This window comes from Halolamina sediminis, from assembly GCF_001282785.1.
Lineage (GTDB): Archaea > Halobacteriota > Halobacteria > Halobacteriales > Haloferacaceae > Halolamina > Halolamina sediminis.
The window spans coordinates 871,370-897,017 of record NZ_CVUA01000001.1 but is presented as its reverse complement, the minus strand read 5'-3'; the positions used below and the strand labels follow the sequence as shown (position 1 = coordinate 897,017).

Sequence of the window (25,648 nt, the reverse complement as noted above, 5' to 3'; positions counted from 1 at the left end):
ATAGCGACGGCTATGACCGACAACGCCGACGAGGCAGTCGCGGAGTTCCTCGACGCCGCGGACACCGTATACGAGGAGTACGACCAGGGGTACATGAACGCCGACGTGGCGCTCTCACAGCTGGAAAGCCGGATCGAGACGCTACAGGAGGCGACCGAGGAGTAGGAAGTTTTTGGTGAGGCGCCGTTTCAGACGGTGCTATGTCGCGCCAGCCCTCCAGAAGTCCCGGTAACGTCGACGTCGTCGGCGCCCGCATCGCCGCACAGTTGCTCGACTACGCCGTGATGTTCCTGCTGCTGATCGTGGTCGTGTTCGTCGGCGCCGGGGCGACCGGCAGCCGCGGCGGGGCCGAATCGACCGCCTTCTTCGGGCTGCTCGTGGTCGGCCTCGGCTACGGCACCGTGCTCGAAGGCGCCTACGGGAAGACGGTCGGGAAGATGGTAACGGGAATCCGCGTCGTCGGGCGGCACGGCCGCGATATCGGCTACGGGCAGGCGTTGGTCCGCAACATCCCGGCGCTGTTCGGCGGGTGGCTCACGTGGCTGGTCGGGATGGCGGTGATCGCGATGGACGGCCAGAACCAGCGACTGTTCGACCGAGCGGCGGGGACGTACGTCGTCAGTGACGTCGGGGTCGGGGCAGGCTCCGCGCAGCGCCGCGAGGAGTTCACCCGCTGATCGGCCACGCGGAGAGCAACCATTAACGCACTCCCCGCCAACCTCGGAGGTATGCCCCAGTTCTCCGACCGCGTGGAGCGCATCTCCATCTCCGGCATCCGGGAAGTGTTCGAGGCTGCCGGCGAGGACGCGATCAACCTCGGGCTCGGTCAGCCCGACTTCCCGACGCCCGATCACGCCCGGCAGGGCGCCATCGACGCGATCCAGGCCGGGAAGACCGACGCCTACACCGGCAACAAGGGGATCCCCGAGCTCCGTGAGGGGATCGTCGCGAAGCACGAACGTGATCTCGGCCTCGACTACGATCCCGAACAGGTCATCGCGACCGCCGGGGGGAGCGAGGCGCTCCACATCGCGCTGGAAGCGCACGTCGGCCCGGGCGACGAGGTGATCATTCCGGACCCCGGCTTCGTCGCGTACGACGCGCTGACGAAGCTGACCGGCGCCGAGCCGATCCCGGTGCCGGTCCGCGACGACCTCACCATCGACCCGGCCGCCATCGAGGACGCGATCACCGAGGACACCGCGGCGTTCGTCGTCAACAGCCCGGGCAACCCGACCGGCGCGGTCTCGCCGCTCGCGGACGTGAAGGAGTTCGCCCGCATCGCCGAGGAACACGACCTGCTCTGTGTCTCCGACGAGGTGTACGGCCGGATCGTCTTCGACGGCGAGCACCGCTCGCCCGCGGAGTTCGCGCCCGAGCACACCGTCCTCGTCGACGCCTGCTCGAAGACGTACTCGATGACCGGCTGGCGGCTGGGCTGGGTCGCGGCCGCGCCCGAGCGCATCGAGCGCATGCTGCGTGTCCACCAGTACGTACAGGCCTGTGCGTCCGCGCCGGCCCAGTACGCCGCCGAGGCCGCACTCTCCGGCCCCCAAGGCGTGGTGGACGGGATGGTGGACAGCTTCGAGGAGCGCCGGGACCTGATCGTCGACGGGCTGACCGATATCGGCCTCGACGTCCCCGCCCCGGAGGGGGCGTTCTACGTGATGCCGGAAGTGCCCGAGGGGTTCGTCGACGAGTGTATCGACCGTGGAGTCGTCGTCGTTCCGGGAGAGGCGTTCGGCGCGGCCGGCGAGGGGTACGCCCGGGTCTCCTACGCGACGAGCACCGAGGAACTGGAGGAGGCGCTGACGATCATGGCGGAAGCGTACGACGCCGTGGTGTAGCCGCCTACCCGGCGTCGCCGTTGCGCTCCCGCGACCACCGGTAGAGCGCGTACAGTCCGGCGATCAACAGTAGTACCGCCGCCCCGTCCACGACGTAGTTGAGGCCGGTCCCCGTCGAGATGGGACCGTCCTGAGTCAACTGGAGGACGCCGTAGGAGAGCCACGTGAGAGAGGCGCCGACGAGCACGAGCAGTCGGTCGCGGGGGAGCGCGCCGCGGCGGTACTGGACGGCGATACCGACGAGGATCAGGAGGTAGGCGACGACAATTGCGTAGTCAAGCGGGGACGCCATAGGGGCGAGTCAGCCCGGGACCGCCTCAGTGTTACGGATAGCGCTACTGGAACATCCCGGTCCGGGAGACCTGTGAGGCCTCGTGCCGGTCGGCCTGCTGCATCTTCTGGGCGAGTTCCTTGCGCTGTTCCATGATCTCCTCGGCCTGATCGACCAGCCGCTCGGTGTCGGCATCGACGCCAGCGATGGGGTTGATCCCCTGTTCGATCAGCGCGTGGGAGCCCTGCGGGTCCGGGAACCGCGGGTTGGTATCGACCATTAGCCCAACGGCCTCTACGTCGGCGTCGGCGGCCTCGAACAGCAGCGCGCCGCAGGGGCCCGAGATCATCCCGCCGTCGTCCGGCGGCGCGACCCCAGCATCGGCGAGGTGGGCTTGCCCGTCGCCGACGCCGATCCCCTCGACGGACGGCAGTTCGTCGGCGTCGCGCTCGGCGGCGAGCCCGCCGAGGTAGATGGGGAGCACGTCGTGCTCGTCGATCCAGTCGGTGAGTCGCTCCGCGAACAGCGGCGCGTCCATGACGTGGACCGGCACGTCGCTCCGGAGCGCGACGAGCTCTGCCTCCTCGTCGATGTACAGCCGGACCGGTGAGTTCACGCTCCGGGCAGAGCCGTCGAACACCGTCACCGGGGGGATCCCATCGCCGCGAACGCTCGCGAACTCCTGCATCTCACGCTCGTCGATCAGATGGTCGGTGGCGATCTTGCCGACCAGCCCGACGCCCGGCATCCCTTCGATCAGCGTCGCACCCGTCGGGTCGACCGAGTCGTCGGTTACGCGGATCTCGACCATGGGCATGGTTGGGCCGTTCGGCGCAAGTGTGTTGTGGCGGCCGCGAAGCGGCACGGCGCTCCGCCATCCGAAACTTTTGCAGGGCTGGTGCCGTTCGTGACGGACGCATGACTGGTCCACCCGAGGATCCGCCGGAGGCACAGCGACTGGAGGGTTTCTACGAGGTCGCGGTCGACGGGCGGACGATCTTCCGGATGGAGGAGATCTCCGAGTTCAAACAGTCGACCGTCGACGACGCCGTGATCGCACACGTCCTCTCGGAAGGTGCGGGGGCGCTCGCGGAGGACATCGAGGAGGAACACGACAAGACGCCCGAGGAGATCATCGAGGCGGCCGAGCCGGAGATCGCGGAGTTCGATTCGGACGTCGGCGAGTGGGAGTAGCTTCCCACGACAGCGAAGAATTATTGTTCATCGGTTCGTCGACCCCGGTATGAACGTCGATTCCCAAGAGATCACGGCGCTCGTGGGTCGGGAGGTCTACTCCAACAACGGGGTCTTCGTCGGCGAGGTCGAGGACGTCCGCCTCGATCTCGGCGCCGAACAGGTGACCGGGCTGGCGCTGTCGGGGCTGAACGAGGAGCTGTTCAAGGGCAACGTCGAGGGCGGCAAGGGTGTGATGGTCCCCTACCGCTGGGTGCGTGCGGTCGGCGACGTGATCCTCATCAACGACATCATCGAACGCCTCCGCGGGCCCGAAGAAGCCGAGGAGACGCTGGCGTAAGCACAGTTCTGGCGGCAGTTATCGACGATCGAGTTTGGCCGGACAACGACGGGGAGCAGCGGCCGGGCAGTTCAGGAGCCGTTCGACGCCTCGCCTTCGACGCCCATCGCTTCGAACAGCTTCCGGCGAACCGCCTCCTCGGCGAGGCTGAGCAGCGTGTCGCGGTTCTCCTCGGTAGTCTCGATTCCGCCGAACACGCCCAGCGGGATCTCGACGCTGGCCTGGGTGGAGTGGCCCGCGGCCTCGCCGATCTCGCCGAAGGCGTCCTGCAGCACCTTCCCGATGTTGAGCCGGATGTCCTTCGAGCGCGCCGAGAGGTAGATCGTGTCCTCGGCGATGCCGAACACCGCGGTCGTGGTGATCCCCTCCAGATTGAGGAGGTGTGAGGCGGCCTGTGTGAGCGCGTCACGGTCGCGAATGAACCCCGCGTTGGAGATGAGGTGGCTCCCCTGGACCTCCCGGTTCTGGATCGCCTCGGCGAGCACGTCCAGCGTCTCCGGCGACATCGACGGCGACTCGACCTGTTCGAGCGTCTCGTGGTCCGCGAAGGGGTAGAGGTACGCGGCAGCGGTGAGATCGGCGGGCGTCGTGTCCCGTTTGAAGTCGAGCGTCTCCGCCCGAATCCCGTACAGAAGCGCGGTTGCGACCGCCTCGCTCGGGGAGATGTCGAACTCCTGCATGTACTTCGTCAGGATCGTCGACGTCGAGGAGACGTTCGGGCGCACGTCCACGAAGCTGGCGTCGATCGCTTCTTCAGGCTCGTAGTGGTCGATGAACACGTCGATCGGCGCCTCGATCTCCAGCTCGCCGCTTTTCATGTGGTCGACCAGCGCGAGCGCGCCGTAGGACTCGAGCGCGGGCGCGTCGTCGCGGTCGGTGAGCTCGATCCCGAGGAGGTTTACGAACGCGCGGTTCTCCTGGTGGCCGATGTCGCCGTCGTAGAGGATGTCGGCGTCGACGTCGTAGCTCTCGGCGATGGCTCGCAGCGCGACCGCGCTCGCGATCGAGTCGGGATCCGGGCTGTGGTGGGTCAGGATCGCGAGGTCGCCGTCGGCGTTGCGGAGGATCTCCGCGAGCTGGCGCGCCTTGTACTCCATCTCGCCGGACTCCAGCGTTCGCAGCGCGGAGTCGGCGATCACCTCGGAGGGGTTGATCACCACGTCGGCGCCGAGTTCGCGGAGCTCGTCGCCGCTGACGGGGTCGGACGCGCGGACGACGAGGAACTGGTCGTCGTTGCGCTCCCGGATCGCCTCCACCGCGGCCTTGTTGGCCTCCACGTCTGAGGCGAGGATCAGCACCACGTTCCGGTCCGCGACGGCGTCGACGACGCCGGGGGTCGCGATGTCTTGGACGACCGCGTTGAGGTCCTGATCCCGCAGCGCCTCGACGCGGTCTTCGTCCTTGTCGAGGATGAGGACGTCCTTCCCCTCGGCGTCGAGCGACTCGGCGACGGCGTGCCCGACGCTCCCGCAGCCGAGGATGGCGTACGACGACATCGAGGAGATGCTGACCCCGGTGCTCATGTCTACCCGGGATTTCCGCGGGACGACACTTAAGGTCCACCGTTCGGTTCGGGGCGAAAAGGAAACCCTCTTTATCGGGCCGCCGTGAGGTGGTTGTGAGGGCCGGTAGCTCAGTTAGGGAGAGCGACGGACTCTTAATCCGTCGGTCGAGGGTTCAAATCCCTTCCGGCCCGTTTTCCGAAGGACTGAACCGGAGTCAGACTGTTAGCGGCTAAGCTGTTACTTTCTACGGGTTAGTCCCACTATAAGGTTCGGAAACACACCCAAAATCGGCGTCAGTTCGTTTCGTATGTGGCGAGGCTCGACGCTATACCGGGATTGTTCCTTAGCCGTCGCCGGCTGACACCGACACCATCGAGTTCACCGCATTGAGCGCGCGCGGAATCTGTTGCAGGATTCAAGAGCATCTCGGCACGCAATCGGTCGTTGGTAGCAGTAGGTTCGCCACAAGAAGTTCGGAATGGAGTAGCACCACGTTCTTGGACTCATCTCCGGGAGCAACTCCGGGGGTTAGACCACCCAAGACCTCTTTCAAAAAATCCCACAAAATCCAACGCTGTCTTGCGGATTTCGGTAGCACTATATCGATGGACGTTGTTTGTAGAGTAGAGGCAGATTCTCGCGGGACTCTCCAACCGACCAGTCGTAACTATCGGGTTACACTTAGCGGATTCACCGCATGGAGGAGGAGAGTACATCGAGAGACTTCTGCGGCCAATTCAACAATGACGACAGAATCCATTTCGAAGAGCGTCAGCTCCGACGAACCGAAAGAACAAACCAGAGTAACTACCGGTGAAGCCCGTGATCGGCTCGAAGATGCCCTATTCTCGGCGCTCGAAGCAGGCAAAAACACGCTCATCGACGCCCCCACCTCTCTCGGGAAAACCTACCAAATCGCAACTACTCGGTGGCGAGACTATCCCGAGGTTACTGGTGGCAACCCCGTCATCCACATTCATCAGACGAAGGAAGCGCGAGACGATGCGATTCGACAGAGCGAGAACGAACCCGGCGTAGAATGTTGCGTACTGCATGGCCGGACTGATACTTGTCCTGTCGCCGCTGGTGACTACGACGACGAGTTGACTGCACCGGATGGTCTTTGCCCCTCAGATTGGTTCGACTGGATGTGCAACGTACGGAACAATACGTTCCAGAAGGCACACAGAACGTTGGGTCAACAATGTGACCTCCCTTGTGAGCCGTATTGCGACGCCGTCACTCAATGGTGGGGTATAGCAAACGACGACGATGAGGAGCCGGAGTATGACGTACTGCACACAACCGCGAATTTCGCTCATGTGGACGACCTCATTGAGGGGGCGAACATCATCTACGATGAACGCCCGGAGTACGGACTCACCTTTTCAGATCCTGAGCGTATGCAATTCCAGCGGTCGATAACCAATTTGCTCGAACACCGTTCAGACGATGAACTCGCGATGCTTGACCTCAGATACGCCGTCGTTCGTGGCGATACAAAGAAGCAATCGCTACTCGCTCCGTACTTCGAGGAGGAGATCACATCGGAACTGCTGTTCACGAGAAAGGAGACCCATCGACTGGCTCCATCAATTGGACGTGCCCTTCTCGACGCCGAGGAGAGATGTGCAGACCGGTACTACGGACAGGATGGCCAAGTTGAGGTGGTGATGGCGTCGGATGGTGAAATCCGGCACGTTCAGCATACACCAGACCTCTCGGAAGCTCGTTGTGTCGTCGGTCTTGACGCATTTCCCTCCGAGATGCGGTGGCGTGTCAACACCGTAGATGACCTTTCACTCGTAAAGCCTCTGTACCGTGGCGAACGAAAATGGTGGCGACGGAATGAGCGTGGATTGGTTGTCAAGCAGATTGGGGATGATACTCGTTCCTACACCAATGGATGGGGAAGGGGAGCTGGCGAATCGCGTGGCAAAGCAGTCATCCAGAAGATTCGTACGTTGCACGGAGAGGAGTTTCAGTCATGTATCGCGCCGGACAGCGTCGAAGATGACGTTACCCGGATGATGGCCGGGGCAAGTATCGAGGAGCCAATGACGATGCACTACGGCGAGCAGAAAAGCCGCAACGACTTCTCAGACGAATCTGTTGGTACAATTCTCGGATGTATCGACCCCGGTGACGAGAGTATCTTGGACTTCCTTGCGCTCTGTGGGAAGATTGCTCAGCCGAAACATATAGTGACGGAGTCCGGGGAAACAAAGCGGGAAACAAATCGGGGATTCGTTGGCCCGGATGCAGATGTTGCGATGGAATTTCTGGCGTCAGTTCGGGAGAACAACCTTGCGCAAGCCGTAGGGAGATACGCACGGAATCCTGACGACCCCAACTCCGGTGCGACCGTGTACGTTTGGTCTGACGCGATTCCACAGCAGCTTGTTGACGAGAAGATTGAGACAAACTACCGGAGAGCCACCAAGAAGCGAAAAGAGTTCGTGCGAGTGTTGAAGCGGAATCCGTCAGGGTGTACGCCAAAGATAATCTCCGACGAAACAGGGAGCGACAAGTCATACATCATCGATTGGCTCGATGAAATGGAACGCCAAAACAATGTCACCAAGTCTGCGGGGACAGGGTATCAGGGAGCAACTGAGTGGGAATGGTGTGGAGGTGAGTTCGGGATGTTTGTGGTGTTCGGTTTGTGAGGTCGTTGGGTGTCCCACATTAGAGTCCTTATGTGGATTACCCAATGACCTGTGGGAGTTGTACTCGGAGCGTTCCAATGCATTGAGCGGGAGAGAACCTTGGCGGGGAGCGAAGCAACCCGCCCGTTCTTTAGCTGGACGAAACTCTTCATTGAGGGAGTTGGACTCCTCTCCCACTCAATGCATTGTTCCCCTGAGGGAGTAGCGAGCCTCTCACGTAGTTCATTCGTCCCGTGATGAATCCCCGGTCAATCCTCGAGAAGATGAACAGCAAGCAAATTGATGGGTTGAGTGGTCATCCATACCCCCTGCTTCCCGATTCCCGTACCTCCTGAATTTTGGCCGCTTAGGCGAGTGGGAACACCCCGAAAATTCACTTCATTGAGGCGGCGACGACTACGTTGTTCTCTCGGTCTTCGGTAAGTACAGCTATATCATTTATGGACTTAGTAATCTGTTGCCCGCTACTCTTTTATCGTTATAAAGCGACGAGCAGGACATAGCTCGCTGAGTTAGAAGTGATTGTTAAGGTATATCACCATCAACGCTTAGTGTAAAATCGGAACAGTATGCCACCAGTCAATACCTTACCGTTTTGGATAGGTATCGTAGTCATGTATTTTATTTTAACAAGTAGTGTATTCATGACTTGGTTGAAGTTACATAGATTTCACAATGAGTCGGAGAGTTATACCTATATTACACCAGACGGGCTAATATCTGGAGGTATAGCAATGGGTGATGGCAAAGGACCTCGTATTTGCGTTGAAAACCTGTTTTTGAAATTAGTGAAAGCGAATTTTATAGCGTTAGTTATCTCTCTTTTTGGTGCTGTTCTAACATCTATCCAAGCATTTTGAGATTGCTTTATGCAGAGGATGCACTCAGTACTGTGTGAAAACTATGAGGGACGGTGTGACACCCCGAAGGTGGATACAAGTGACCGGCCACGCCGATACCGGCATCAACTTCATATCTCTCCGCTAACTGTTTTCAAACATGGATCGACGTGAATTCTTTATTGGACTATCAGCTGTAACGACAGCAGGGTTAGCTGGCTGTTCCGGTGGCGGGGGAGGAGAGGAATTAGAACCGGAGGAGGTGAAAGCTAACGCGGAGGAGATCCCGTACGACGATTTAATGCGAAATGAGGATCAATACGAGGGTGAGGAAATTCACATTCCCCGAGGGCAGATCGTCCAAGTGTTGGGGGACGAAGACGAAGGTTTCGCGTTCCGTGTGTATCTAAAACCCGAACAATACGAGGATGACGTCCTGATTCGGTGGGATGGTGATAGATTCTTACAAGACGACATTATCGAAGCATGGGGTATCTATGACGGTATTTACACGTATGAAGGTGGGCTCAACACCGAACAAACCATTCCTGATATAACAGCTGTCGATATTGAGCTACTGGAGGAGGGGTAGCCTGCACCCGATACTTGAGGCAACCATCCTCACAAATAATCCTCCGGGTTCGGTGCTGAATACGCAACTCAACTTATCGGATGTTCCACTCCAAACCAATTGGTGAAAACCCTGACTCTCAGTCAAAAATTCCGTAGCGGGGTCACTTATTACGCGCTCACGTGCGGTCGGTCAATGTTCTAACCGGTGGGGAGTACTGCATTGAGTCGGTTGTTCACTCTCCTTCGCTCGATGTGTTGATTCCCTCCGGGTCGCACACTACCTGCCTTAGCTCCTCGTACAGTTCGGGATGATTCTCCCGTAGTACCTCCACGTCGGTCGTGAGTTCGTCGTCGATCTTCCGCCGGACTCGGGAGATGGCTTGGTAGCGGAGGTCTTCATCGACGTTCTCTCCGCCGTCAATGACCACTCGTACATCGTCGGCGTCGAAGACCGCGACGGCGTCGTCGTTCCCGCTGAGTGCGGCTGTAAGGCCGACCGCTTCCGGGAGGACTACGACTGCAAACACAAGGTTGCTCTCGCGTCAGTCGGCGGCCCTGTCGTTCTACAAGCCGCAGTTGACTACGAAACCCCACGGTTGACGCCGAGGAAACCACCGTGCAAACGTTGGAAGACAAACTTCGAGCTGACGGCGGTGCAGTTACAGAGCATTCACCCACCCTCAATGAAGCGAAACCTGAGGAGTGTGACTGCGACGACCTCCGCGACGACTTCCCCTGCTGGTCTTGTGTGGAAGACGGACGGAGGGAACTACCCGAGTAGGTTCACATAGGGGAATACTGCATCGAGGGTGGGTTTTGGTTCCCACTCGCTCGATGTGTTGTTCCACTTCTTTCGGAAGGTTGGCTATACTACCCAATAGGGGAGTTCCGAAAAGGATTCACAGCATCGAGGAGGTGGACTCCCGCTCTATGCGTTTGTCCTCGGCGTTAGATGTTGTCGAAGTGTCCTCGGCGATTCTTCATTTCCTGTTCCTTCGTCCGTTTGTCGTAGTGCTTCTTCAGCACATCTGCACTCACGTCCATCCGTTCAGAGACAGCCTCAATCGGGACTTCACTACGGCGGGCGTAGGTAATCGCACCTTTTCGCAGGGAGTGCGAGGCGTGAGAGGATGGACACTTCGACGCCGCGTGGTAGGAATTTGCGGCATCACATTCCTCGGTGTCGCGGTCATGTGGACAGTCAAGGCCGTAATCACACGGGCGGGTAGTGCGGTAGCAGTTACTTCGAATAGAGGTCTTCGAGATACGCCCCTGACGGGTTGTTAGGAGTGGTTCACGACCGAATTCGTCAGCCTTGGCAAACCGATGATGGTCGATATAGTCCTGCACGATTTGGTTGACCTTCGGCTTGAGAGAGACGACACGCTCGCCTTCTTTCCCGTTCTTCAACGGAGTGTCTTCGTCCGGTCGGTGATGGACTTCAAGCGTGCGTTCGTTGTTGTCGTAGTCATCGAGGTCGATAGCGCGGAGTGCGCCGTTTCGCATCCCCGTGTGCCACAGTAGCTCGAAGATGACGTGTTCCCGCTGAGAGTAGTTGAAGTTCCGTTGATACTCGATGATTGCCTGTGCAGTTTCGGAGTCAACGTAGTCGTCGTTCACGTCCTCCTTGTTCTTCATCGTCGGCGGGTCGATGTAGTCCGACAGATTAGGTCGAACCGCGTCGATTCCCTCGCAGAAGTCGATGAAGACCTTGAGCGTACTCAGTTGTGTCGCCATCGTGACCTTGTTACAGTCGCCTTTCTCCCGACGCCACTTCTTGTACCGGTGGAAGTGCCGACCGCTGAGGTCGTTCATATTCGTCACGTCTCCCTCGGTATTGCACCACTCAACGAAGGGAGAGAGCCGATACTTGTGGGCTTTGTAGGTGGCGTCAGCCAATTCGCCGCGACGGTTTTCGAGATACCATTCCTTCGCTTCCTGCGGTTCGATGGGTTGGAGTTCGGTCGTCATTAGTGGGCCTCGCGCTCAGCACACCAACAGCGATACCCCGGTAATCCTCCTGCCCGTAGGCGCTGAAAGCGCCGGAGGGCGTCGAGGGTTCAAATCCCTTCCGGCCCGCTTCTCGTGTTTCGAACGAACGTGAGAAACCGAGAGCGTCGCGGAAGGGATTTGAACAAGGCAAGACGAGCGAAGCGAGTCTCGGCGTAGTTCACAATCCCTTCCGGCCCGTGACATTTTCGGCGACGCAACACCGACGATCGCCAGCGAGTCGACCGCGTCGCGTGTGGAACGATCACCGGAAGGATTTGAACTAGGGAGTGGAGCGTAGCGGAACGACTGTAGTTCAAATCCCTTCCGGCTTCTACGTTTTCCCAACGCAGACCATGCTTCGGCGGTGGGCTGACACGAGGGGAGTTGTTAACAGCTAATAACGAGGAGTCACGCGGCTTGGACGATGGACCCCGCAGACTCCCCCTCCACAGGCGTCGGGACGGATCGACCCCCCGGAGAACGCGACGGTGACACGCGACTCAGACTCGACGGCGTCGGGAAGCAGTACGGCGACGTGTGGGGCGTTCGAGACGTCTCCCTCGACCTCGGCCCGGGCGTGATCGGCCTCCTCGGGCCGAACGGCGCCGGGAAGTCGACGCTGATGCGTATCCTCACGACGTACCTCCAACCGACCGAGGGAGCCGTCACCTTCGACGGGACGGACGTGGTCGAATCGCCGAACGCCGTCCGCGAGCGGGTCGGCTACCTCCCCCAAGAGTTCGGCGTCTACCCGGACCTCACTGCCGAGGAGTTCCTCTCGTACCTCGCGGCCATCCGGGGCCTCGACGGCTCCCGATCCCGCGAGCGGATCGACGAGCTCCTCGAACTCACGAACCTGACCGACGCCCGTGACCGGCGGCTCGGTGGGTTCTCCGGCGGGATGCGCCAGCGCGTCGGGATCGCACAGGCGCTGCTGACCGACCCGGAGCTCCTCGTCGTCGACGAACCGACGGTAGGCCTCGACCCCGCCGAGCGCGTGCGCTTCCGGAACGTGCTCTCCTCGCTCGGCGACGACCGCGTCGTCGTCCTCTCGACGCATATCGCCTCCGACGTGGAGTCGACGGCCAGCGAGGTCGCCGTCCTCGACGAGGGCCGCCTGCGGGCGCATACGACGCCCGAGCGGCTGCTCGCCGACGTCTCGGGCCGGGTCTGGGAGGTCGTCGTCAGCCGCGACGACCTCCAGTCGCTCAAGACGGAGTACCTCGTCAGTACGACGATGCGGCGTAGCGACGGCGTCCACGCGCGTGTGGTGACTGCGGACCCGCCCGCGAACGCGGCGGCCGTCGAGCCCACCCTCGAAGAGGCGTATCTCGACCTGCTCGGGGGAGACGACGCGGCGACGACCGGTGATCTGTCGTGAGCGTCGGCCGTGCAGTGATCCACGTCGCGCTCGCGGACCTGCGCCAGCGGCTCCGTTCGCCGAAGTACCTCGTCGTCCCATTGCTGGTCGCGTGGTTGGCCCAGACGCTCACCTCCGAGCAGACGTACCTGGTCGTCGCCACCGAGTACACCGGTGTCCAGAACGCCGCGTGGTTCGGCGGGATGGTCGCGGTGATGGGGACGTTCCTCCTGTTCGTGTTCGGCTTCTCGCTGATCCGGGGAGCGATAACCCGGGACCGCGAGACGGCCGTCGGCGAACTCGTCGCGACCTCACCGATCCGGGACGCGACGTATCTCGCCGGCCGGTGGCTGGGCTACGTGTCGCTTCTCGCGGTCGTGACGGCGCTGCTCGTGCTGGCGACGATCGCCGGCTACGCGCTCCACGGCACCGGCGCGTTCGACCTCTGGGCGATCGTCTCGCCGTTCGTCGTGCTGACGCTGCCGGCGATGGCGTTCGTCGCCGCCGCCGCCGTGCTCGCCGAGACGGTCCACCCGCTCCGCGGGACGGCGGGCTCCGTGCTCTACTTCTTCGGGTCGATGACGCTGTTCACCGTCATGTCGCTCTCCACGAGCGCCCCCTACGGGCCGACCGGGCTCGCCGTCGTGCGAAACAGCATGGTCAGGGCGGCGGGCGGTGACTCCACGGGGCTGGAGAGCCGCTCGTTCGCGTTCACCGGCGACCCGGGGAGCGTGACGACGTTCACGTGGAACGGCGTCGAGTGGGGGGCCGCCGAACTCCTCAGCCGGGCGCCGACGCTTGCGGCCGCCGCGCTCGCGTTCGGCCTCGCGGTCGTCGCGTTCGACCGCTTCGAGCGGTCGCCCAGCCTGTTCGATCGCACGTTCGGGACGCTCACCAGCGACGACGAGTCGGCGGACGACGGCGCCGAGACGAGCCGAACGGAGACGGCCGTCACGCCGGACACCGCCCTCACGGCCGTCGAACCGACGCCGAGGCCGCTGCCGCAGCTGCGTCTCCTCGGCGCGGAGCTTCGGATGGCGCTGCGCGGCCAGCGCTGGTGGTGGTACCTCGGAATCGCGGGCTGTGTCGTCGCCGGGGCGCTGGCACCGATCGGCCCGGCTCGGGGCTTCGTCCTGCCGGTCGCGTGGCTGCTCGGGCTCCCCGTCTGGGCGGGGCTGGGCGTTCGCGAGCGACGGCACCGGACCGCCGAACTCGTGTTTACCGCGCCGTACCCGTTGGGGCAGTTCGGCGCGGTCTACCTCGCCGGCGTCGTCGTCGCGCTCGTGCCCGCAGCGGGGGTCCTCGGCTCGCTGGCGGCGTCGGGGATGCTCGCGGACGCCGGAGCAGTGCTCGTCGGCGCGCTGTTCGTTCCCGCCCTCGCCCTCGCCGGCGGGATCTGGCTCGACACGCCTCGGGCGTTCGAAGTGCTGTTCCTAACGCTGTGGTACTTCGGCCCGATGAACGGCGTGTACGCGCTGGATTTCGTCGCCGCACACCCCGAGTCGGTGGCGCAAGGGACGCCGCTGCGGGTGGCTGTCGCGACGGCGCTCCTCCTGCTCGCCGCAGTCGTCGGACGCCGCCGGCAGATCCGGGGGTGACCGCTCCCCGTCGTCGAGGTGAGTCACACCGGACGAGCAGAAGCAGGATCGCGACGGGACGGGCGGCGCGCACGGGAGCTAGTGGGCCGCCATCTCGGAGACGACGTTCACGCAGTAGACGCCGGCGACGATGAGGAGGAGGCCGACGACGCCGGCGAGATCGACCGGCTCCTCGAACACGATAGCGCCGATCGCCGCGACGCCGACAACGCCGAGGGCGGCCCACGTCCCGTACACGACCCCGATCGGGAGCTCTTCGAGCGCCAGCGACACGAGGTAGAACGCGAGGCCGTAGCCGACGACGACGCCCAGACTCGGCACGGGCTCGGTGAACCCCTCGGAGAGTTTGAGCGCCGTTGTCCCGACCAGTTCGGAGAGGATCGCACCGGCGAGCGCGACGTACGGGTGCATGGGCGGGGCTGGCTCGTCGCCGGCGATGGGCGTTCTGAAACGGGGTGTCACTTGCAGCGGATTCCCGGGGATATATTCGCGCTCGCGTCCACCTCCGTCCCGATCGACGCCGATGGACGCGCCGCCGACGGCGCTCGACGTGGCCACCGAGTCGGCCGCGTCGCACCGTCGGTGCGGCGTCTCGCCCCCGCTTCCCCAACATGACGGAACTCACCGAACTCGGCCTCTCCAGCTACGAGGAGCAGGCGTACCGGACGCTGCTCGTCACCGGCGCGACGACCGCAGCCGACCTCTCGGACGCCAGCGGCGTCCCCAGAGGTCGGATCTACGACGTGCTGGCCGCCCTCGAAACACGCCGGCTCGTCCGGTCCCAATCGACGGAGCCAGCGCGGTACGCCGCGGTCGATCCGGAGACGGCCGTGTCGACGCTTCTGGCCGAGCGGGCAGTCGAACTCCGGGAGGAGTGGGCGCGGTACCGCGAGGTCGCCGCGAGCGTCCGGTCGAACCTCCTCCCGAGTCGGCCGGCCGAGGGGCACGTCTGGCTCGGCTCGCTCGGGAGCGAGGAGATGCAGACGGCGCTTCGGGAGCACATGGGGACGGCCACGTCGTCGGTGAAGGCGGTCGTCGGGCCGCCGTACGAGCAAGCGTCGTGGGAGACGCTCGAACGGGAGGTGGACGCGTTCTTCGCCGGCGCCGAGTCGGACGTTCGACTCTCGCTCCTCCTCAGCGAACGGGCGCTCGACGCAGTTCCGGCTTCCACGTTCGAGCGCTTCGGCGCGGACGACGCCGTCCGCGTGCTGCCGGAGCTCAACCTCTCCTTCGACGTGCTCGACGACGCGACCGCGACAGTCGACGTGCCGCATCCGCTGGCGGACGGTGACCGACTCGGCGTCGTCGCTGTCCGGGACGGTGCTGTCGTCGATACGTTCGCGCGCCACTTCGAAGAGCTCTGGAAGAGGGCAGTCCCGCTCTCTGAGGAGCGGTAGCGCCACGCCGCGACCGCGGTATCGAGATACCACGCCCCTAGCCCCCGTTCCGGCCGTCCCGACGATACGCCGCATTTGCGGCCTAAAACGTCCATTATTCCCCGCTATCGGCGTACCAGCCGTAAACTGTCTCCCCCCTTTTTCGTCACGCCGCGACGAGCCGGAGTCGGAATGAAGCGACACGATCTGATCAGTCTGCGCCGTCTCGTCTGCAACCCATGACCGGTATCGATCGTCTCGGCCTGTCGGCCAGTGACGGTCGACCGCGGGCCGCGGTCGGAGCGCTGGGGGTCTGTCTCGGCGGGCTCGCGGCGGGGGTGGTCGGGCTCATCCTCTTCCCGCTCGACGCCGTGCTCGCCGGCCTCGGCCTCGCCGGCACCGTCGCGGGCGACCAGTTCGGCGGTCACAAGATCCAGTTGGGGTTCGCCGCGTTCGCAGTGCTGTACCTGTGGACGCGCGACGACCTCGGTCGGTACGTTCGGGTGCGCTGGCCGACGCTGCCGGACGTCGCGTGGGTGGTCGCCGTGATCGTCGCCGTGCCGCTGCTCTCGACGCTCGCGGGGGCGGCGCTCGCGGCGGTCGGGATGGGCCCGACGGGGAGCCACGGCGAGGCGTTCGCGCTGTACGAACACCCCGCCGCCGTGCCGGCGCTGTTCGTCGGACTGTACCTGTTCGCCGCGCCCGCGGAGGAGCTGGTGTACCGCGGCCTGATCCACGGCCGGCTTCGCGAAGCGTTCTCGACGCGGGAGCGCGTGCTCCTCGCCGGTGCCCTGTTCGGGCTGATGCACCTGCTCGTCGGCTTCCTCACCCCCGGAACGGGGATCGTCGGGGCGGTTCGGTGGGGCGTGAGGGCGTGTGTCCCGGGCGTCGTGTGGGGATTCGCGTACGAACGAACCGACAACCTCGCGGTCACCGTCGCCGCACACGCGATCTCGTGGACGATCCCGGTCGGGGCGCTGCTCGGGCTGTGAGCAACGAAGATAAGGTGACACGTCTGCAGGGGGTGGGTATGCCTGCGGACTCCGCGTCCCTCCTCACGAAGACCCAGCGACGGCGAATCGAAAACGAGTTCGACGACCTCGACGACGACAGCCGAAGCCGGGACGAGCGTCGCATCCGCGAGCGACTCGCCGCGGGCGTCTGCGACCTGAGTCGGCTCAACGACTACCCCGACGAGCAGTTCGCCCGCGCAGTCGAGGGCATCGACGACGAGACGTTGGTGACGGCGCTCGCCGACGGCCGTGTGCTGCTCGACCGACTCGCCGAAGTACGCGGACTGGACCGGGACCGCATCGTCGACCGGGCCGACACGCGGGCGACGGTCGCCGCCGGGAGCCCGACTGACACCGCCTCGCTCGCACGGCTCGACTTCGAGACCGAGGCCGAGCGCCGCGAGCGCTTCGAGCGCGAACACGACGACACGAGCCGGTGGAGCCGACGCGCGAACCGACTGCTGCGACTCGCCGCGTGGCTGTTCCTTCCGGCCGCCCTACTGTGGGTCCCAGACACGTTTCTCGGGGTCGAGGCGCTGTCGCGGCTCACGCTGCTGTGGGCGCTGCCGGCGATCGTTGGAGTTGTGCCCGCGTTCGGCGGGCTCTCAATCAAACTCCTGGAGAGCCTCAAACACGGCGTCCTGCCCGCCACACGCCGGGTCGTCGCCGACCCGGAAGGGGTCGCCGCCAACGTCCGCCAAGCGCTTGTCAGGCCTGCCGACACTGTCCGACGGTTCTGGACCGAACTATAGCTCCGATCGCCGCCGCGTCGGTCACCCTCCGCGGAAATTACATTCGGCAAACATAAACGTGTCACGCGGCGCCGAGATGCGGGATTACTCCCCCACGGTTATGCCGCTCGTTCTCCAACAGTTGTTCATGCATCCGTCGACAGAGGCGCAGCGCTACAGCGGCCGGGAGGAGCCAGCGCAGCGCGCGATCACGGTGCTCCACGTCGACGACGATCCCGATTTCTCCGAACTGGTGTCGATCTACCTGGAACGGGAGAGCCGGGCACTCGAGGTCCTCACGGAGACGAACGTCGACGACGCGCTCGAACGGCTCGACGACGCCGCCGTCGACTGTATCGTCAGTGACTACGAGATGCCGGGTCGCGACGGGCTCGAGTTCCTCGAGACGGTCCGGGAGCGAGAGCTCGACGTGCCGTTCATCCTGTTCACCGGGAAGGGGAGCGAGGAGATCGCCAGCGACGCCATCTCCGCCGGCGTCACCGACTACCTCCAGAAGGAGCGCGGCACCGACCAGTACACCGTGCTCGCCCACCGCGTCGAGAACGCCGTCGAGCAGCACTACGCGACCCGAGAGGTCGAGCGGGGGTTCTCGGCGATCGAGACCGCCCGCGAGGGGATCGCGTTCCTCGACGAGGAGGGGACGTTCCAGTACGTCAACGCCGCCTACGCGGAGGTGTACGGCTACGACCGCGCGGAGATGGTCGGCGAGCACTGGGAGATCCTCTACCCCGAGGACCACGTCGAGCAGATCCACGAGGATATCCTGCCGTCGGTGCCGGAGAACGACCGCTGGAGCGGCGAGAGCGTCCAGCAGCGAAAGAACGGCGAGCGACTGGTCGTCGACCACGCGCTCACCTACACCGACGACGGAACCCTGCTCTGTCTGGTACAGGACATCACCGAGGAGAAGGAGGTCGAGCGGTCGCTCGAACGGGAGCGCCGACGCTTCGAACAGTTCATCGACGCCGTCGAGGTGTACGCCATCTTCTCGCTCGACACCGAGGGGTTCGTCACGAGCTGGAACCGCGGCGCCGAGCGGCTCAGTGGGTACGAGAGCGAGGAGATTCTCGGCCGCCACTTCTCGGTGTTCTACCCCGAGGCGAAAGCCGAGATCGGCTACCCAGACGAGCTCTTGGAGACGGCGCTGGCCGAGGGGTCGGTACAGGACGAGGGGTGGCGGGTCCGGAAGGACGGGTCGCGGTTCTGGGCGAAAGCGCTCATCACCGCCGTGTTCGACGACGACGGGACCCACCAGGGGTTCCTCAAGGTGATCCGGGACACGACCGAGCGCCACGAGCGCGCCCGTTCGCCCGACGTGCCGAAGGACCTGCTCGACTACGCGCTCGACGTGCTCGACGACGTGTTCTACCTGTTCGACCCCGAGGGCAACATCGTGCGGGTCGGCGAGCAGGCGACCGTGACCGGGTACAGCCGCGAGGAGTTGCTCTCGATGTCGCCGCTGGAACTGTTTTCGCCGGAGGTACGCCCGCGCGTGGAGTCGGATATCGAACGCGCCCTCGAGACCGGGTCGGCGACGACGGAGGCGCCGATCCTGACCAAAGACGGCGACACTGTCCCCTTCGAGTTCCGGAAACGGCGGATCGTCGACGACGACGGGAACGTCTACGTCGCCGGGATCGGGCGGGACATCCGGGACCGCCAGCGGCGCGAGCGCCGGCTGAGACGACAGCTAGCGCAGTTCGACGAGTTCGCCAGCGTGCTCTCACACGACCTCCGGACGCCGCTGAACGTCGTCCGCGGGCGGCTCGAACTCGCCCGCGACAGCGGCGAGACCGACCATCTCGAACAGGCCGAGGCGGCGCTGGACCGCCTCGACGAGCTCATCGGCAACCTCGCGGGCGTGATGCGGGAGGGCGAACTCGTGACCGACGTGACCGCGGTCGACCTCGGGGCGGCGAGTCGCTCGGCGTGGGACGCCCTCGAGACTGCGGGGGCGACGCTCGCCGTCGAGACCGACCGGACGATCCACGCCGACGAGGGCGCGCTGACACGCCTGCTCGAGAACCTCCTCAAGAACGCCATCGAACACGGCGAGGGAACGGTGACTGTCACCGTCGGCGACCTCCCGAAGGGGTTCTACGTCGCCGACAACGGGCCCGGCATCCCCGAGGCGGAGCGCGACGACGTGTTCGAGATCGGTACCACGGTGAAGGAGGGCGAACACGGGGTCGGGCTGGCGAGCGTCAAGCAGCTAGCCGTCGCGCACGGCTGGGAGATCTCGGTAACGGAGAGCGACGCCGGCGGCGCGCGCTTCGAGATCAGTGACGTGGAGTCGGTCTGACGGCCGTTCTCCTCCCGGTCCACGTGTCTATCCGCCCGCCATCGGCGAGCCGTGACCGGGTTTCTGGTCAGTCGTTGCGGCCGTCCAGTGCCCGTTTTCGGAGCCGCTCACCGCGTTCGCTCCCGGTCGTGAGCTCCGGCACGGGCTGAGGCGTCCCCTCGTCGTCGACGGCGACGAACACGAAGTAGGACTCGGTGGTCTGCTCGCGCTCGCCGGTTCGGGGCGCCTCCCGGTCGGCTTCGAGCTTGACGTGGACGCTCGTTCGCCCCGCATCGTAGACGTACGCCCGGATCACGGCGGTGTCGCCGACGGGAATCGGGCGTTCGAAGGACATCTGGTCGATCGAGGCGGTGACGCAGCTCTCGCCCGCGAAGCGCATCGCCGAGAGCGCGCCCACCTCGTCCATCCACTTGGTGACGAACCCCCCGTGGGCCGTCCCGTAGTTGTTGGCGTCGGTCGGCTGGACGCGCTCGCGGTTCTCGATGTACGTGTCGAGCAGGTCGGGCACGGGCGTGTTTCGGCGGGCAGGGTAAAGAGAGTGTGCGCCGCCCCGGACCGGGAGCGCGCCCTTTTTGCCCGCGTAGCGGGAACGCACGGTAATGGCGAAAGTGAGCGTCGGCCTTCGCGGCTGGCGGTTCGACGAGGAAGAGGTGTTCACCGACGACGGGGAGTGGGCGCCGCTTGACGACATGCCCGACGACGCCCGGAACCGGCTCCTGCGTCTCGGCCTGTTGATGGATCAGCCCTGCGACGCCTGCTACCTCGAACACGGCGAGGAAGCGAAGCGGCGCGCCAACCCCGCGGCGATCGTCTACGGCGAACCCGGGGACGAGGTGCTGCTGTGTAACGAACACGAGGCGGACTTCCTCTACTGGTTCCGCGAGGAAGGCGGCAGCGAGCTCGCGGGCGAGGAGCGGTTCCGCGACGAGTTCCACGAGTGGTTCGTCGCCGACAACCGCGCCCCCGAGGGGTACGGCCCCGACGAGCACGTCGAGGAGTCGCCGGGCGAGCTGCCGAACCTCCCGACCCCCGAGGAGGCCCAGCGCCGGCTGGAGCAGTCCGTCGAGTTCGAGGAGAAGCGCTACGACCTGCGGGCGCCAGAGAGCGACGAGGAGGAGAGCGAGGAGCTCGACGTGTCTGATCTGGATCTGGACACCGACTACCCCGGGAGCGGATGAGCGAGGGAGAGCGGTCCGACGACGCCGAGACGGGGAGCGGGGCGGCCGGCAGCGAGGGCGGGCCCGACATCTCGGTCTGTATCGTCGACGCCCAGACCCCCGGGAACGTCGGCACCATCGCCCGGGCGATGAAGAACTTCGGTGTCGAGGACCTGCTGTTGATCGATCCGCCCGAGATCGAGCCCGACGGCGAGGCGTACGGATTTGCGGGCCACGCCCGGCAGGACGTGCTCCCCGGCGCCGAGGAGCTCACGTTCGACGAGCTGTGTGCGAACTACCACACGGTCGGCTTCACCGCGATCACGGGCGAGGACAGCCGCAAGCACGTCCGGTTTCCCTACAGCACGCCCGTCGATCTCGTCGACGAACTCCGCGACGTCGACGCCCCCGTCGCGCTCGTGTTCGGCCGCGAAGACAAGGGGCTCGCGAACGACGAGCTCGAACGGCTGGATCAGGTCGCCTCGATCCCCGCGAGCGAGGCGTACCCCGTGATGAACCTCGGGCAGTCGGCGACCGTCACCCTGTACGAGCTCCGAAAGCTCACGCTTGACGGCACCCAACTGCCCGACACCGAGCCACACCGCGCGGGGCCCGACGAGGTCGAGCGGCTGCACGACTACTGGGACGAGTTCCTGACCGCGATGGGCCACCGCGAGCACAAACACGAGAAGACCGAGCGGATGTTCCGCCGGCTGCTGGGCCGGGTAAAGCCGACCGACCGCGAGGTCACCACGCTGCTTGGCGTGCTCCGGCGCGCGACCGACCAGCTCGAGGAACGGAAGGAGCTGCTCGACGAACTCGACGAGGAAGACGAACTGCGGCGCTGAGGCGCGGTTCGAACGTCACCGTCGGGCGTACATCACCTCGCTGGTCATCGAGAGCACCAACTCGTCGTTTTCCGTTACCGTCTCCGAGTGAACCCGGACGGTTCCGCGGTCCTGGCCATCGACCGTCTTCTCCAGCACTTCTGTCCGGACCGAGAGCGAGTCCCCCGGCCGGACCGGCCGCGGGAAACGCAGTTCCTCGACGCCTTTCGCGCCCATCGCCGCGCTGTCGTCGAAGTGGCCGTCGACGAGCAGCCGCATCGTCATCGCGCAGGTGTGCCAGCCCGAGGCGATGAGGCCGCCGTAGATCGTCTCGGCCGCAGCGGCCGGATCTGTGTGGAACGGCTGCGGGTCGTACTGTCCGGCGAACTCCAGAATCTCCTCTTCGGTCACGTCGTACGTGCCGAACTCGTCGGTGTCGCCGACGGTCAGGTCGTCGAAGTAGGTGGTCACAGCGGCCGTTCAGCCGGCGTGGTGTTGGGTGTTCCGGCGCTCGTCAGTCCGCGTAGTGGACTTCGACGCTGCCGTTGTCCGAGAGGTCACTTTGGACGATCTCCTCGGAGCGAAGCCCGAGTCGGTCGAGCGGATCGTCGGTGGTCGCGAGCGCGAAACCGGCCGCGACGAGCAGGAACCCCGCCGCGGTCGTCGCCGTCGGCGCGCGCCCGAGCACCGCCCACGCGGCCATCGCCGCGGTCACGGGTTCGAGGTAGGCGACGTAGTTCACCCGGACCGGCCCGATCCGAGAGAGCAGGTCGAAGTAGATCAGGTAGCCGACGACGGCGGCGCCGAACACCAGGTAGAGGAACGGCAGCGCCGACTCGCCGCTGGCGACGCCGGTCGGGAACGACTCGCCGCGGAGGACGGCGCCGCCGACAAGCATCGTCGAGCCGAGCAGCATCGCCCAGCCCTGCAGCGACGCTGCCGGGAGCCCCGAATCCAGCGCGCGCAGCCCGACCGAGCCCGTCGCGAACAGCGCGACGCCGACGAACACCAGCGCGACCCCAGAGAGCGGCACCGAGCTCCCGCCGGGGTTCGCGATCACGACGACACCGGCGAGGCCGACCAGGAGGCCGAGGCCGTCGACGACGCCGGGCGACTCGTCGGCCAGCATCGCGCCGGCGGCGACGGTCGTGAGCACCGGCGAGAGGCTGACGATCACCGAGGAGATCGACCCGGAGATCACCGCCGTCCCGAGGTAGAGTAGGCCGTGGTAGCCGGCGACGACGAAGCTGCCGACGAGCGCGATCGAGAGCCACTCCGACCGATCCTTCGGTCGGAACCGGCCGGTGGCGGCGGCGACGCCAGAGATCACCGCGCCGGCGAGGAGATACCGCAGCCCCGCGAACCACAGCGGCGGCACCGAACCGAGCCCCATCTCGATGGCGACGAACGAGCCGCCCCAGATCGACGCGAGGGAAACGAACAACAGAGCGGCCAGAAGTTGGCCACGACTCCAGCGAATTGCATTCATATTCGTATATGGGACGAATTGACTGTTGTACTTATGCCTGTCTCTACCGGATTCGGCGTTTTTGGAATGCTATTCAGAAATATGGGATTCGGTTGTTTATCCCACTCACTTTTCCGCAATCTCTTTGCGTATCGCTTTCGAACGAGATCTATGGACGAGCGCGACGTGCGCCTGCTGAAGGCGATCTCGGATCTCGGTACCAGTAGCCCGGAACGACTCCACGAGGAGACGGGGATCCCCGTCTCGACGATCCACTACCGGCTGAACAATCTCCGGGAGGACGGCGTGATCGAGAACGACCTCTACGACCTGAACCTCGACGAGCTGGGGTTGGGGGTCACGGTCGTCGTCGAGGTGCTGGCGGACTACAGCGGCTCCCACGAACAGCTGAGCGAACGACTGCTCGGGGTCGAGGGCGTGACGGAGGCGTACTTCACGATGGGCGAGACCGACTTCGTCGTCGTCGCGCGGCTGCCCGACAGCGACGACGTGGAGCGACTAATCCGGGCGTTCGAGGACATCGAGGAGGTCGACCGCACCGATTCGACGTTCGTGATCAAGTCGCTCCGGGACGGGCAGCGACCGTTGGAGAGCTACTCGCTCGATACCCTGGTGGAGATGCTCGCCGACGAATAGCGGGCCTCAGGCGCGCTTCTGGATCTCCTCACGCAGCAGCTCGCTCACGAGGTCGCCGCCGGCCTGCCCGCGCAGCGCGCCCATACACTCGCCCATGAGCCCGGAGAACGCCTCCATCCCCTCTTCTTCGACCTGTCCGGCGTTGCGCTCGACGACCTCCTGCACCGCCTCGCGCACTTCCGCCTCGCTGACGCCGCCGACGCCCTCCTCCTCCATCGCTTCTTCGGGGGTGAGGTCGGGCTCGGCGGCCAGCGCGGTCAACACGGGGTTGACACCTTCCTTCGGGAGTTCGCCCTCGTCGACGAGCAGCAGCGTCCCGAGCAGCGCGTCGTCGCGGATGTTCTCCACCTCGACGCCGTCGCGGCTGAGTTCCGTCAGCGTCGACTCCAGCGTGGAGGCGGCGAAGGTGGGGTCGACGCCCGCCTCGACGGCCTCCTCGAACAGCACCATCCGGCGGCCGAACGCGACCTGCTCGGCGAGCCCCTCGTCCAGCCCGAGTTCCTCGGCGTAGCGCTCGACGCGCTCGGTCAAGAGTTCGGGCGTCTCGATCTCGCTGGGGTCGGGCTCGACGGGCGGCACGTCGGTCTCGGGGTACATCCGCGCCGCGCCGGGGAGCGGCCGGAGGTAGCGCGTCGTCCCGTCGTCGTTCGCGCCGCGGGTCTCCTCGGGCACGCCCTCGATCGCGGTCCGGGCGCGGTCGGCCGCGGCCTCGATCGCCTGCCCGGCCACCTCGCTGTCGGCGGCGACCAGCGCCACGGCGTCGTCCTCGCCCGCATCGACAGCAGTCTTCAGTTCGTCGACCTCGTCCTCGGTCACGCCGTAGGCCGGCAGTTCGTCGGTGTGGAAGATCCCGCCCGCCCCGGCGCGCTTGGCGTGGTCGGAGAACTCGGTGCCGAGGCGGCGGTCGGGCTGGATCTCTCGACCGACGAGGCCGTCGAAGCCATAGAGGGGGACTGCGAGCACCTCGCCGCCCGAATCCAGTGCGCCGCGGATCACGCCCGAGTCGGTGTCGGCGAAGGCCCCGGCCACGTCGCTGACCTCGCCCACCGCGGCACCGCGGGACTCCAGTTCGTCGCGGATCGCGAGCAGTTCGACCTGTCGGTCCACCTCGTTGGCGACGATCTCGCGGATGTCGCCCAGCGCCTGCACGCCCTTGATCTCGACGCGGGCGCCGTCGGCGATGGAGACGTTCACGTCCTGCCGGATCGTCCCGAGCCCGCGCTTGACCGAGCCCGTCGAGCGCAGGAGCATCCCGATGTGCTCGGCGGCCTCGTACGCCTGCTCGGGCGAACTGATGTCCGGCGCGGTGCCGATCTCCACGAGGGGGATGCCGAGGCGGTCCAGCGAGTAGCGTACGCCCTCGTCGGTCTCCTCGACGCGCTGGGCGGACTCCTCCTCCAGCATCACGTCGGTGATCCCCACACTGCCCTCGCTGGTCTCGATCTCGCCGTGCTGGGCCAGCAGCATCGAGCGCTGGAAGCCGGAGGTGTTCGAGCCGTCGATCACCAGCTTGCGCATCACGTGGCCCTGATCGACCACGTCGGCGTCGAGCAGGTCCGCGATGCTCATCGCGACCGAGAGCGCCTCCTCGTCGATGCGGGCGGGCGGCTCGTCGTCCTCCTCGACCAGACAGGTGGTGTCGTAGGCGAGGTACTCGAACGTGCGGTCGACGCGGCTCTCCTCCATCGCCGCCTCGTCGAGCTCGCCGAGCTCGCTCCGGGTCGGGTGGAGCTCGCGGGTGATCGTGTGGGTCGCCTCCTCGGGCTCGCGGAGTTCGGTCGGCGAGTCACAGAACAGCTTGGTCTCGGTGTCGAGCTGTTGGTGGATCTCGAGGCCGGCCACGAGGCCGAGTTCCTCGTAGTCGCGGGCGTCGTCGCTCATGGGTAGTGTGGGGAGCGGTGGGGGTAA

General features: G+C 65.0%; 26 protein-coding genes and 1 tRNA gene. 17 read left to right on the top strand and 10 right to left on the bottom strand.

Translation table 11 applies throughout. From position 1 onward, the window contains the following. Positions 1-12: 12 nt before the first annotated feature. From BN1959_RS14985 to BN1959_RS04550, 3 genes are read left to right on the top strand one after another with little or no spacing between them, the layout of a single operon-like run. The gene (locus BN1959_RS14985) at positions 13-165 is read left to right on the top strand and encodes a hypothetical protein (RefSeq protein ID WP_202594640.1); all 153 of its coding nucleotides are present in this window, start codon (positions 13-15) and stop codon (positions 163-165) included. 35 nt (positions 166-200) lie between these two features. Then, on the top strand, positions 201-677 hold the full coding sequence (locus BN1959_RS04555) for an RDD family protein (RefSeq protein ID WP_053947527.1): 477 nt from the start codon (positions 201-203) through the stop codon (positions 675-677). A 51-nt stretch (positions 678-728) separates the two neighbouring features. Continuing rightward, entirely contained in the window at positions 729-1,847 is a 1,119-nt protein-coding gene (locus BN1959_RS04550; RefSeq protein WP_053947526.1) for a pyridoxal phosphate-dependent aminotransferase, read from the top strand. Between the two features lie 4 nt (positions 1,848-1,851). Here the strand turns inward: BN1959_RS04550 and BN1959_RS04545 are convergent, their stop codons facing one another. Both BN1959_RS04545 and BN1959_RS04540 read right to left on the bottom strand, forming a co-directional pair. Beyond that, positions 1,852-2,139 carry a hypothetical protein gene (locus tag BN1959_RS04545; protein WP_053947525.1) on the bottom strand — a complete coding sequence of 96 codons (288 nt, stop codon included), beginning with the start codon at positions 2,137-2,139 and terminating at the stop codon, positions 1,852-1,854. Positions 2,140-2,182: 43 nt separating this feature from the next. Then, positions 2,183-2,929 (bottom strand): proteasome assembly chaperone family protein, encoded by a 747-nt coding sequence (locus tag BN1959_RS04540; protein ID WP_053947524.1) that lies wholly within the window; start codon positions 2,927-2,929, stop codon positions 2,183-2,185. 107 nt (positions 2,930-3,036) lie between these two features. On the opposite strand from BN1959_RS04540, the gene BN1959_RS04535 reads away from it, so the two are divergent. Both BN1959_RS04535 and BN1959_RS04530 read left to right on the top strand, forming a co-directional pair. Continuing rightward, positions 3,037-3,312: a hypothetical protein gene (locus BN1959_RS04535; RefSeq protein WP_053947523.1), complete on the top strand. Its 276-nt coding sequence runs from the start codon at positions 3,037-3,039 to the stop codon at positions 3,310-3,312. A gap of 49 nt (positions 3,313-3,361) precedes the next feature. After that, positions 3,362-3,652, top strand: coding sequence for a PRC-barrel domain-containing protein (locus tag BN1959_RS04530; RefSeq protein ID WP_053947522.1), 291 nt, complete (start codon positions 3,362-3,364; stop codon positions 3,650-3,652). A 71-nt stretch (positions 3,653-3,723) separates the two neighbouring features. Here the strand turns inward: BN1959_RS04530 and BN1959_RS04525 are convergent, their stop codons facing one another. Next, positions 3,724-5,175, bottom strand: a complete 1,452-nt coding sequence (locus tag BN1959_RS04525; RefSeq protein ID WP_053947521.1) for a DHH family phosphoesterase — start codon at positions 5,173-5,175, stop codon at positions 3,724-3,726. A gap of 99 nt (positions 5,176-5,274) precedes the next feature. On the opposite strand from BN1959_RS04525, the gene BN1959_RS04520 reads away from it, so the two are divergent. The 3 genes from BN1959_RS04520 to BN1959_RS04515 all read left to right on the top strand — a co-directional run bounded on the left by BN1959_RS04520 (position 5,275) and on the right by BN1959_RS04515 (position 9,257). Continuing rightward, positions 5,275-5,348: transfer RNA gene (locus BN1959_RS04520), tRNA-Lys, on the top strand. A gap of 552 nt (positions 5,349-5,900) precedes the next feature. Further along, positions 5,901-7,826, top strand: a complete 1,926-nt coding sequence (locus BN1959_RS14320) for a hypothetical protein (RefSeq protein WP_079978599.1) — start codon at positions 5,901-5,903, stop codon at positions 7,824-7,826. 999 nt (positions 7,827-8,825) lie between these two features. Next, a complete protein-coding gene (locus BN1959_RS04515; RefSeq protein WP_154018218.1) occupies positions 8,826-9,257 on the top strand; it encodes a hypothetical protein in 432 nt (143 codons plus the stop codon). 214 nt (positions 9,258-9,471) lie between these two features. On the opposite strand, the gene BN1959_RS04510 is transcribed toward BN1959_RS04515, so the two are convergent. After that, a complete protein-coding gene (locus tag BN1959_RS04510) occupies positions 9,472-9,666 on the bottom strand; it encodes a hypothetical protein (protein ID WP_053949313.1) in 195 nt (64 codons plus the stop codon). A gap of 520 nt (positions 9,667-10,186) precedes the next feature. Further along, positions 10,187-11,209, bottom strand: coding sequence for a tyrosine-type recombinase/integrase (locus BN1959_RS04505; protein WP_053947519.1), 1,023 nt, complete (start codon positions 11,207-11,209; stop codon positions 10,187-10,189). A 445-nt stretch (positions 11,210-11,654) separates the two neighbouring features. Between BN1959_RS04505 and BN1959_RS04500 the strand changes: the two genes are divergently transcribed. Then, a complete protein-coding gene (locus tag BN1959_RS04500; protein ID WP_079978598.1) occupies positions 11,655-12,611 on the top strand; it encodes an ABC transporter ATP-binding protein in 957 nt (318 codons plus the stop codon). Beyond that, positions 12,608-14,188 carry an ABC transporter permease gene (locus BN1959_RS04495; protein ID WP_053947518.1) on the top strand — a complete coding sequence of 527 codons (1,581 nt, stop codon included), beginning with the start codon at positions 12,608-12,610 and terminating at the stop codon, positions 14,186-14,188. The genes BN1959_RS04500 and BN1959_RS04495 overlap by 4 nt, the downstream gene beginning before the upstream one ends. Before the next feature lie 78 nt (positions 14,189-14,266). Here BN1959_RS04495 and BN1959_RS04490 read toward each other — a convergent pair whose 3' ends face one another. Further along, positions 14,267-14,599, bottom strand: coding sequence for a DMT family transporter (locus tag BN1959_RS04490; protein ID WP_053947517.1), 333 nt, complete (start codon positions 14,597-14,599; stop codon positions 14,267-14,269). A 200-nt stretch (positions 14,600-14,799) separates the two neighbouring features. On the opposite strand from BN1959_RS04490, the gene BN1959_RS04485 reads away from it, so the two are divergent. The 4 genes from BN1959_RS04485 to BN1959_RS04470 all read left to right on the top strand — a co-directional run bounded on the left by BN1959_RS04485 (position 14,800) and on the right by BN1959_RS04470 (position 19,631). Beyond that, positions 14,800-15,585, top strand: coding sequence for a TrmB family transcriptional regulator (locus tag BN1959_RS04485; protein WP_053947516.1), 786 nt, complete (start codon positions 14,800-14,802; stop codon positions 15,583-15,585). A 218-nt stretch (positions 15,586-15,803) separates the two neighbouring features. Beyond that, on the top strand, positions 15,804-16,556 hold the full coding sequence (locus BN1959_RS04480; RefSeq protein ID WP_053947515.1) for a CPBP family intramembrane glutamic endopeptidase: 753 nt from the start codon (positions 15,804-15,806) through the stop codon (positions 16,554-16,556). A 38-nt stretch (positions 16,557-16,594) separates the two neighbouring features. Further along, positions 16,595-17,329: a hypothetical protein gene (locus BN1959_RS04475; protein WP_053947514.1), complete on the top strand. Its 735-nt coding sequence runs from the start codon at positions 16,595-16,597 to the stop codon at positions 17,327-17,329. 127 nt (positions 17,330-17,456) lie between these two features. Then, positions 17,457-19,631: a hybrid sensor histidine kinase/response regulator gene (locus BN1959_RS04470; protein ID WP_053947513.1), complete on the top strand. Its 2,175-nt coding sequence runs from the start codon at positions 17,457-17,459 to the stop codon at positions 19,629-19,631. 67 nt (positions 19,632-19,698) lie between these two features. Here BN1959_RS04470 and BN1959_RS04465 read toward each other — a convergent pair whose 3' ends face one another. Continuing rightward, complete coding sequence (locus tag BN1959_RS04465; protein WP_053947512.1) at positions 19,699-20,139, bottom strand: acyl-CoA thioesterase; 441 nt, start codon at positions 20,137-20,139, stop codon at positions 19,699-19,701. Positions 20,140-20,230: 91 nt separating this feature from the next. On the opposite strand from BN1959_RS04465, the gene BN1959_RS04460 reads away from it, so the two are divergent. Both BN1959_RS04460 and BN1959_RS04455 read left to right on the top strand, forming a co-directional pair. Further along, a complete protein-coding gene (locus tag BN1959_RS04460; protein ID WP_053947511.1) occupies positions 20,231-20,809 on the top strand; it encodes a hypothetical protein in 579 nt (192 codons plus the stop codon). Then, positions 20,806-21,636 (top strand): RNA methyltransferase, encoded by an 831-nt coding sequence (locus BN1959_RS04455; protein ID WP_053947510.1) that lies wholly within the window; start codon positions 20,806-20,808, stop codon positions 21,634-21,636. The genes BN1959_RS04460 and BN1959_RS04455 overlap by 4 nt, the downstream gene beginning before the upstream one ends. A 15-nt stretch (positions 21,637-21,651) precedes the next feature. On the opposite strand, the gene BN1959_RS04450 is transcribed toward BN1959_RS04455, so the two are convergent. Beyond that, entirely contained in the window at positions 21,652-22,086 is a 435-nt protein-coding gene (locus BN1959_RS04450) for a MaoC family dehydratase (protein WP_053947509.1), read from the bottom strand. A 43-nt stretch (positions 22,087-22,129) separates the two neighbouring features. Continuing rightward, on the bottom strand, positions 22,130-23,059 hold the full coding sequence (locus tag BN1959_RS04445; RefSeq protein ID WP_053947508.1) for a DMT family transporter: 930 nt from the start codon (positions 23,057-23,059) through the stop codon (positions 22,130-22,132). Positions 23,060-23,254: 195 nt separating this feature from the next. On the opposite strand from BN1959_RS04445, the gene BN1959_RS04440 reads away from it, so the two are divergent. Next, the gene (locus tag BN1959_RS04440; protein WP_053947507.1) at positions 23,255-23,740 is read left to right on the top strand and encodes an Lrp/AsnC family transcriptional regulator; all 486 of its coding nucleotides are present in this window, start codon (positions 23,255-23,257) and stop codon (positions 23,738-23,740) included. 6 nt (positions 23,741-23,746) lie between these two features. On the opposite strand, the gene gatE is transcribed toward BN1959_RS04440, so the two are convergent. Beyond that, positions 23,747-25,621 carry a Glu-tRNA(Gln) amidotransferase subunit GatE gene (gene gatE / locus BN1959_RS04435; protein ID WP_053947506.1) on the bottom strand — a complete coding sequence of 625 codons (1,875 nt, stop codon included), beginning with the start codon at positions 25,619-25,621 and terminating at the stop codon, positions 23,747-23,749. Positions 25,622-25,648 lie beyond the last annotated feature (27 nt).

Bases quoted from the DNA above. Each gene is read 5' to 3' on its own strand.
- BN1959_RS04525 (WP_053947521.1), bottom strand. From the start codon at position 5,175: ATGAGCACCGGGGTCAGCATCTCCTCGATGTCGTCGTACGCCATCCTC.
- BN1959_RS04460 (WP_053947511.1), top strand. From the start codon at position 20,231: ATGGCGAAAGTGAGCGTCGGCCTTCGCGGCTGGCGGTTCGACGAGGAA.
- BN1959_RS04505 (WP_053947519.1), bottom strand. From the start codon at position 11,209: ATGACGACCGAACTCCAACCCATCGAACCGCAGGAAGCGAAGGAATGG.
- BN1959_RS04540 (WP_053947524.1), bottom strand. From the start codon at position 2,929: ATGGTCGAGATCCGCGTAACCGACGACTCGGTCGACCCGACGGGTGCG.
- BN1959_RS04470 (WP_053947513.1), top strand. From the start codon at position 17,457: ATGCATCCGTCGACAGAGGCGCAGCGCTACAGCGGCCGGGAGGAGCCA.
- BN1959_RS14985 (WP_202594640.1), top strand. From the start codon at position 13: ATGACCGACAACGCCGACGAGGCAGTCGCGGAGTTCCTCGACGCCGCG.
- BN1959_RS04550 (WP_053947526.1), top strand. From the start codon at position 729: ATGCCCCAGTTCTCCGACCGCGTGGAGCGCATCTCCATCTCCGGCATC.
- BN1959_RS04490 (WP_053947517.1), bottom strand. From the start codon at position 14,599: ATGCACCCGTACGTCGCGCTCGCCGGTGCGATCCTCTCCGAACTGGTC.
- BN1959_RS14320 (WP_079978599.1), top strand. From the start codon at position 5,901: ATGACGACAGAATCCATTTCGAAGAGCGTCAGCTCCGACGAACCGAAA.
- BN1959_RS04515 (WP_154018218.1), top strand. From the start codon at position 8,826: ATGGATCGACGTGAATTCTTTATTGGACTATCAGCTGTAACGACAGCA.
- BN1959_RS04480 (WP_053947515.1), top strand. From the start codon at position 15,804: ATGACCGGTATCGATCGTCTCGGCCTGTCGGCCAGTGACGGTCGACCG.
- BN1959_RS04535 (WP_053947523.1), top strand. From the start codon at position 3,037: ATGACTGGTCCACCCGAGGATCCGCCGGAGGCACAGCGACTGGAGGGT.
- BN1959_RS04555 (WP_053947527.1), top strand. From the start codon at position 201: ATGTCGCGCCAGCCCTCCAGAAGTCCCGGTAACGTCGACGTCGTCGGC.
- BN1959_RS04455 (WP_053947510.1), top strand. From the start codon at position 20,806: ATGAGCGAGGGAGAGCGGTCCGACGACGCCGAGACGGGGAGCGGGGCG.
- gatE (WP_053947506.1), bottom strand. From the start codon at position 25,621: ATGAGCGACGACGCCCGCGACTACGAGGAACTCGGCCTCGTGGCCGGC.
- BN1959_RS04500 (WP_079978598.1), top strand. From the start codon at position 11,655: ATGGACCCCGCAGACTCCCCCTCCACAGGCGTCGGGACGGATCGACCC.
- BN1959_RS04475 (WP_053947514.1), top strand. From the start codon at position 16,595: ATGCCTGCGGACTCCGCGTCCCTCCTCACGAAGACCCAGCGACGGCGA.
- BN1959_RS04530 (WP_053947522.1), top strand. From the start codon at position 3,362: ATGAACGTCGATTCCCAAGAGATCACGGCGCTCGTGGGTCGGGAGGTC.
- BN1959_RS04485 (WP_053947516.1), top strand. From the start codon at position 14,800: ATGACGGAACTCACCGAACTCGGCCTCTCCAGCTACGAGGAGCAGGCG.
- BN1959_RS04440 (WP_053947507.1), top strand. From the start codon at position 23,255: ATGGACGAGCGCGACGTGCGCCTGCTGAAGGCGATCTCGGATCTCGGT.
- BN1959_RS04545 (WP_053947525.1), bottom strand. From the start codon at position 2,139: ATGGCGTCCCCGCTTGACTACGCAATTGTCGTCGCCTACCTCCTGATC.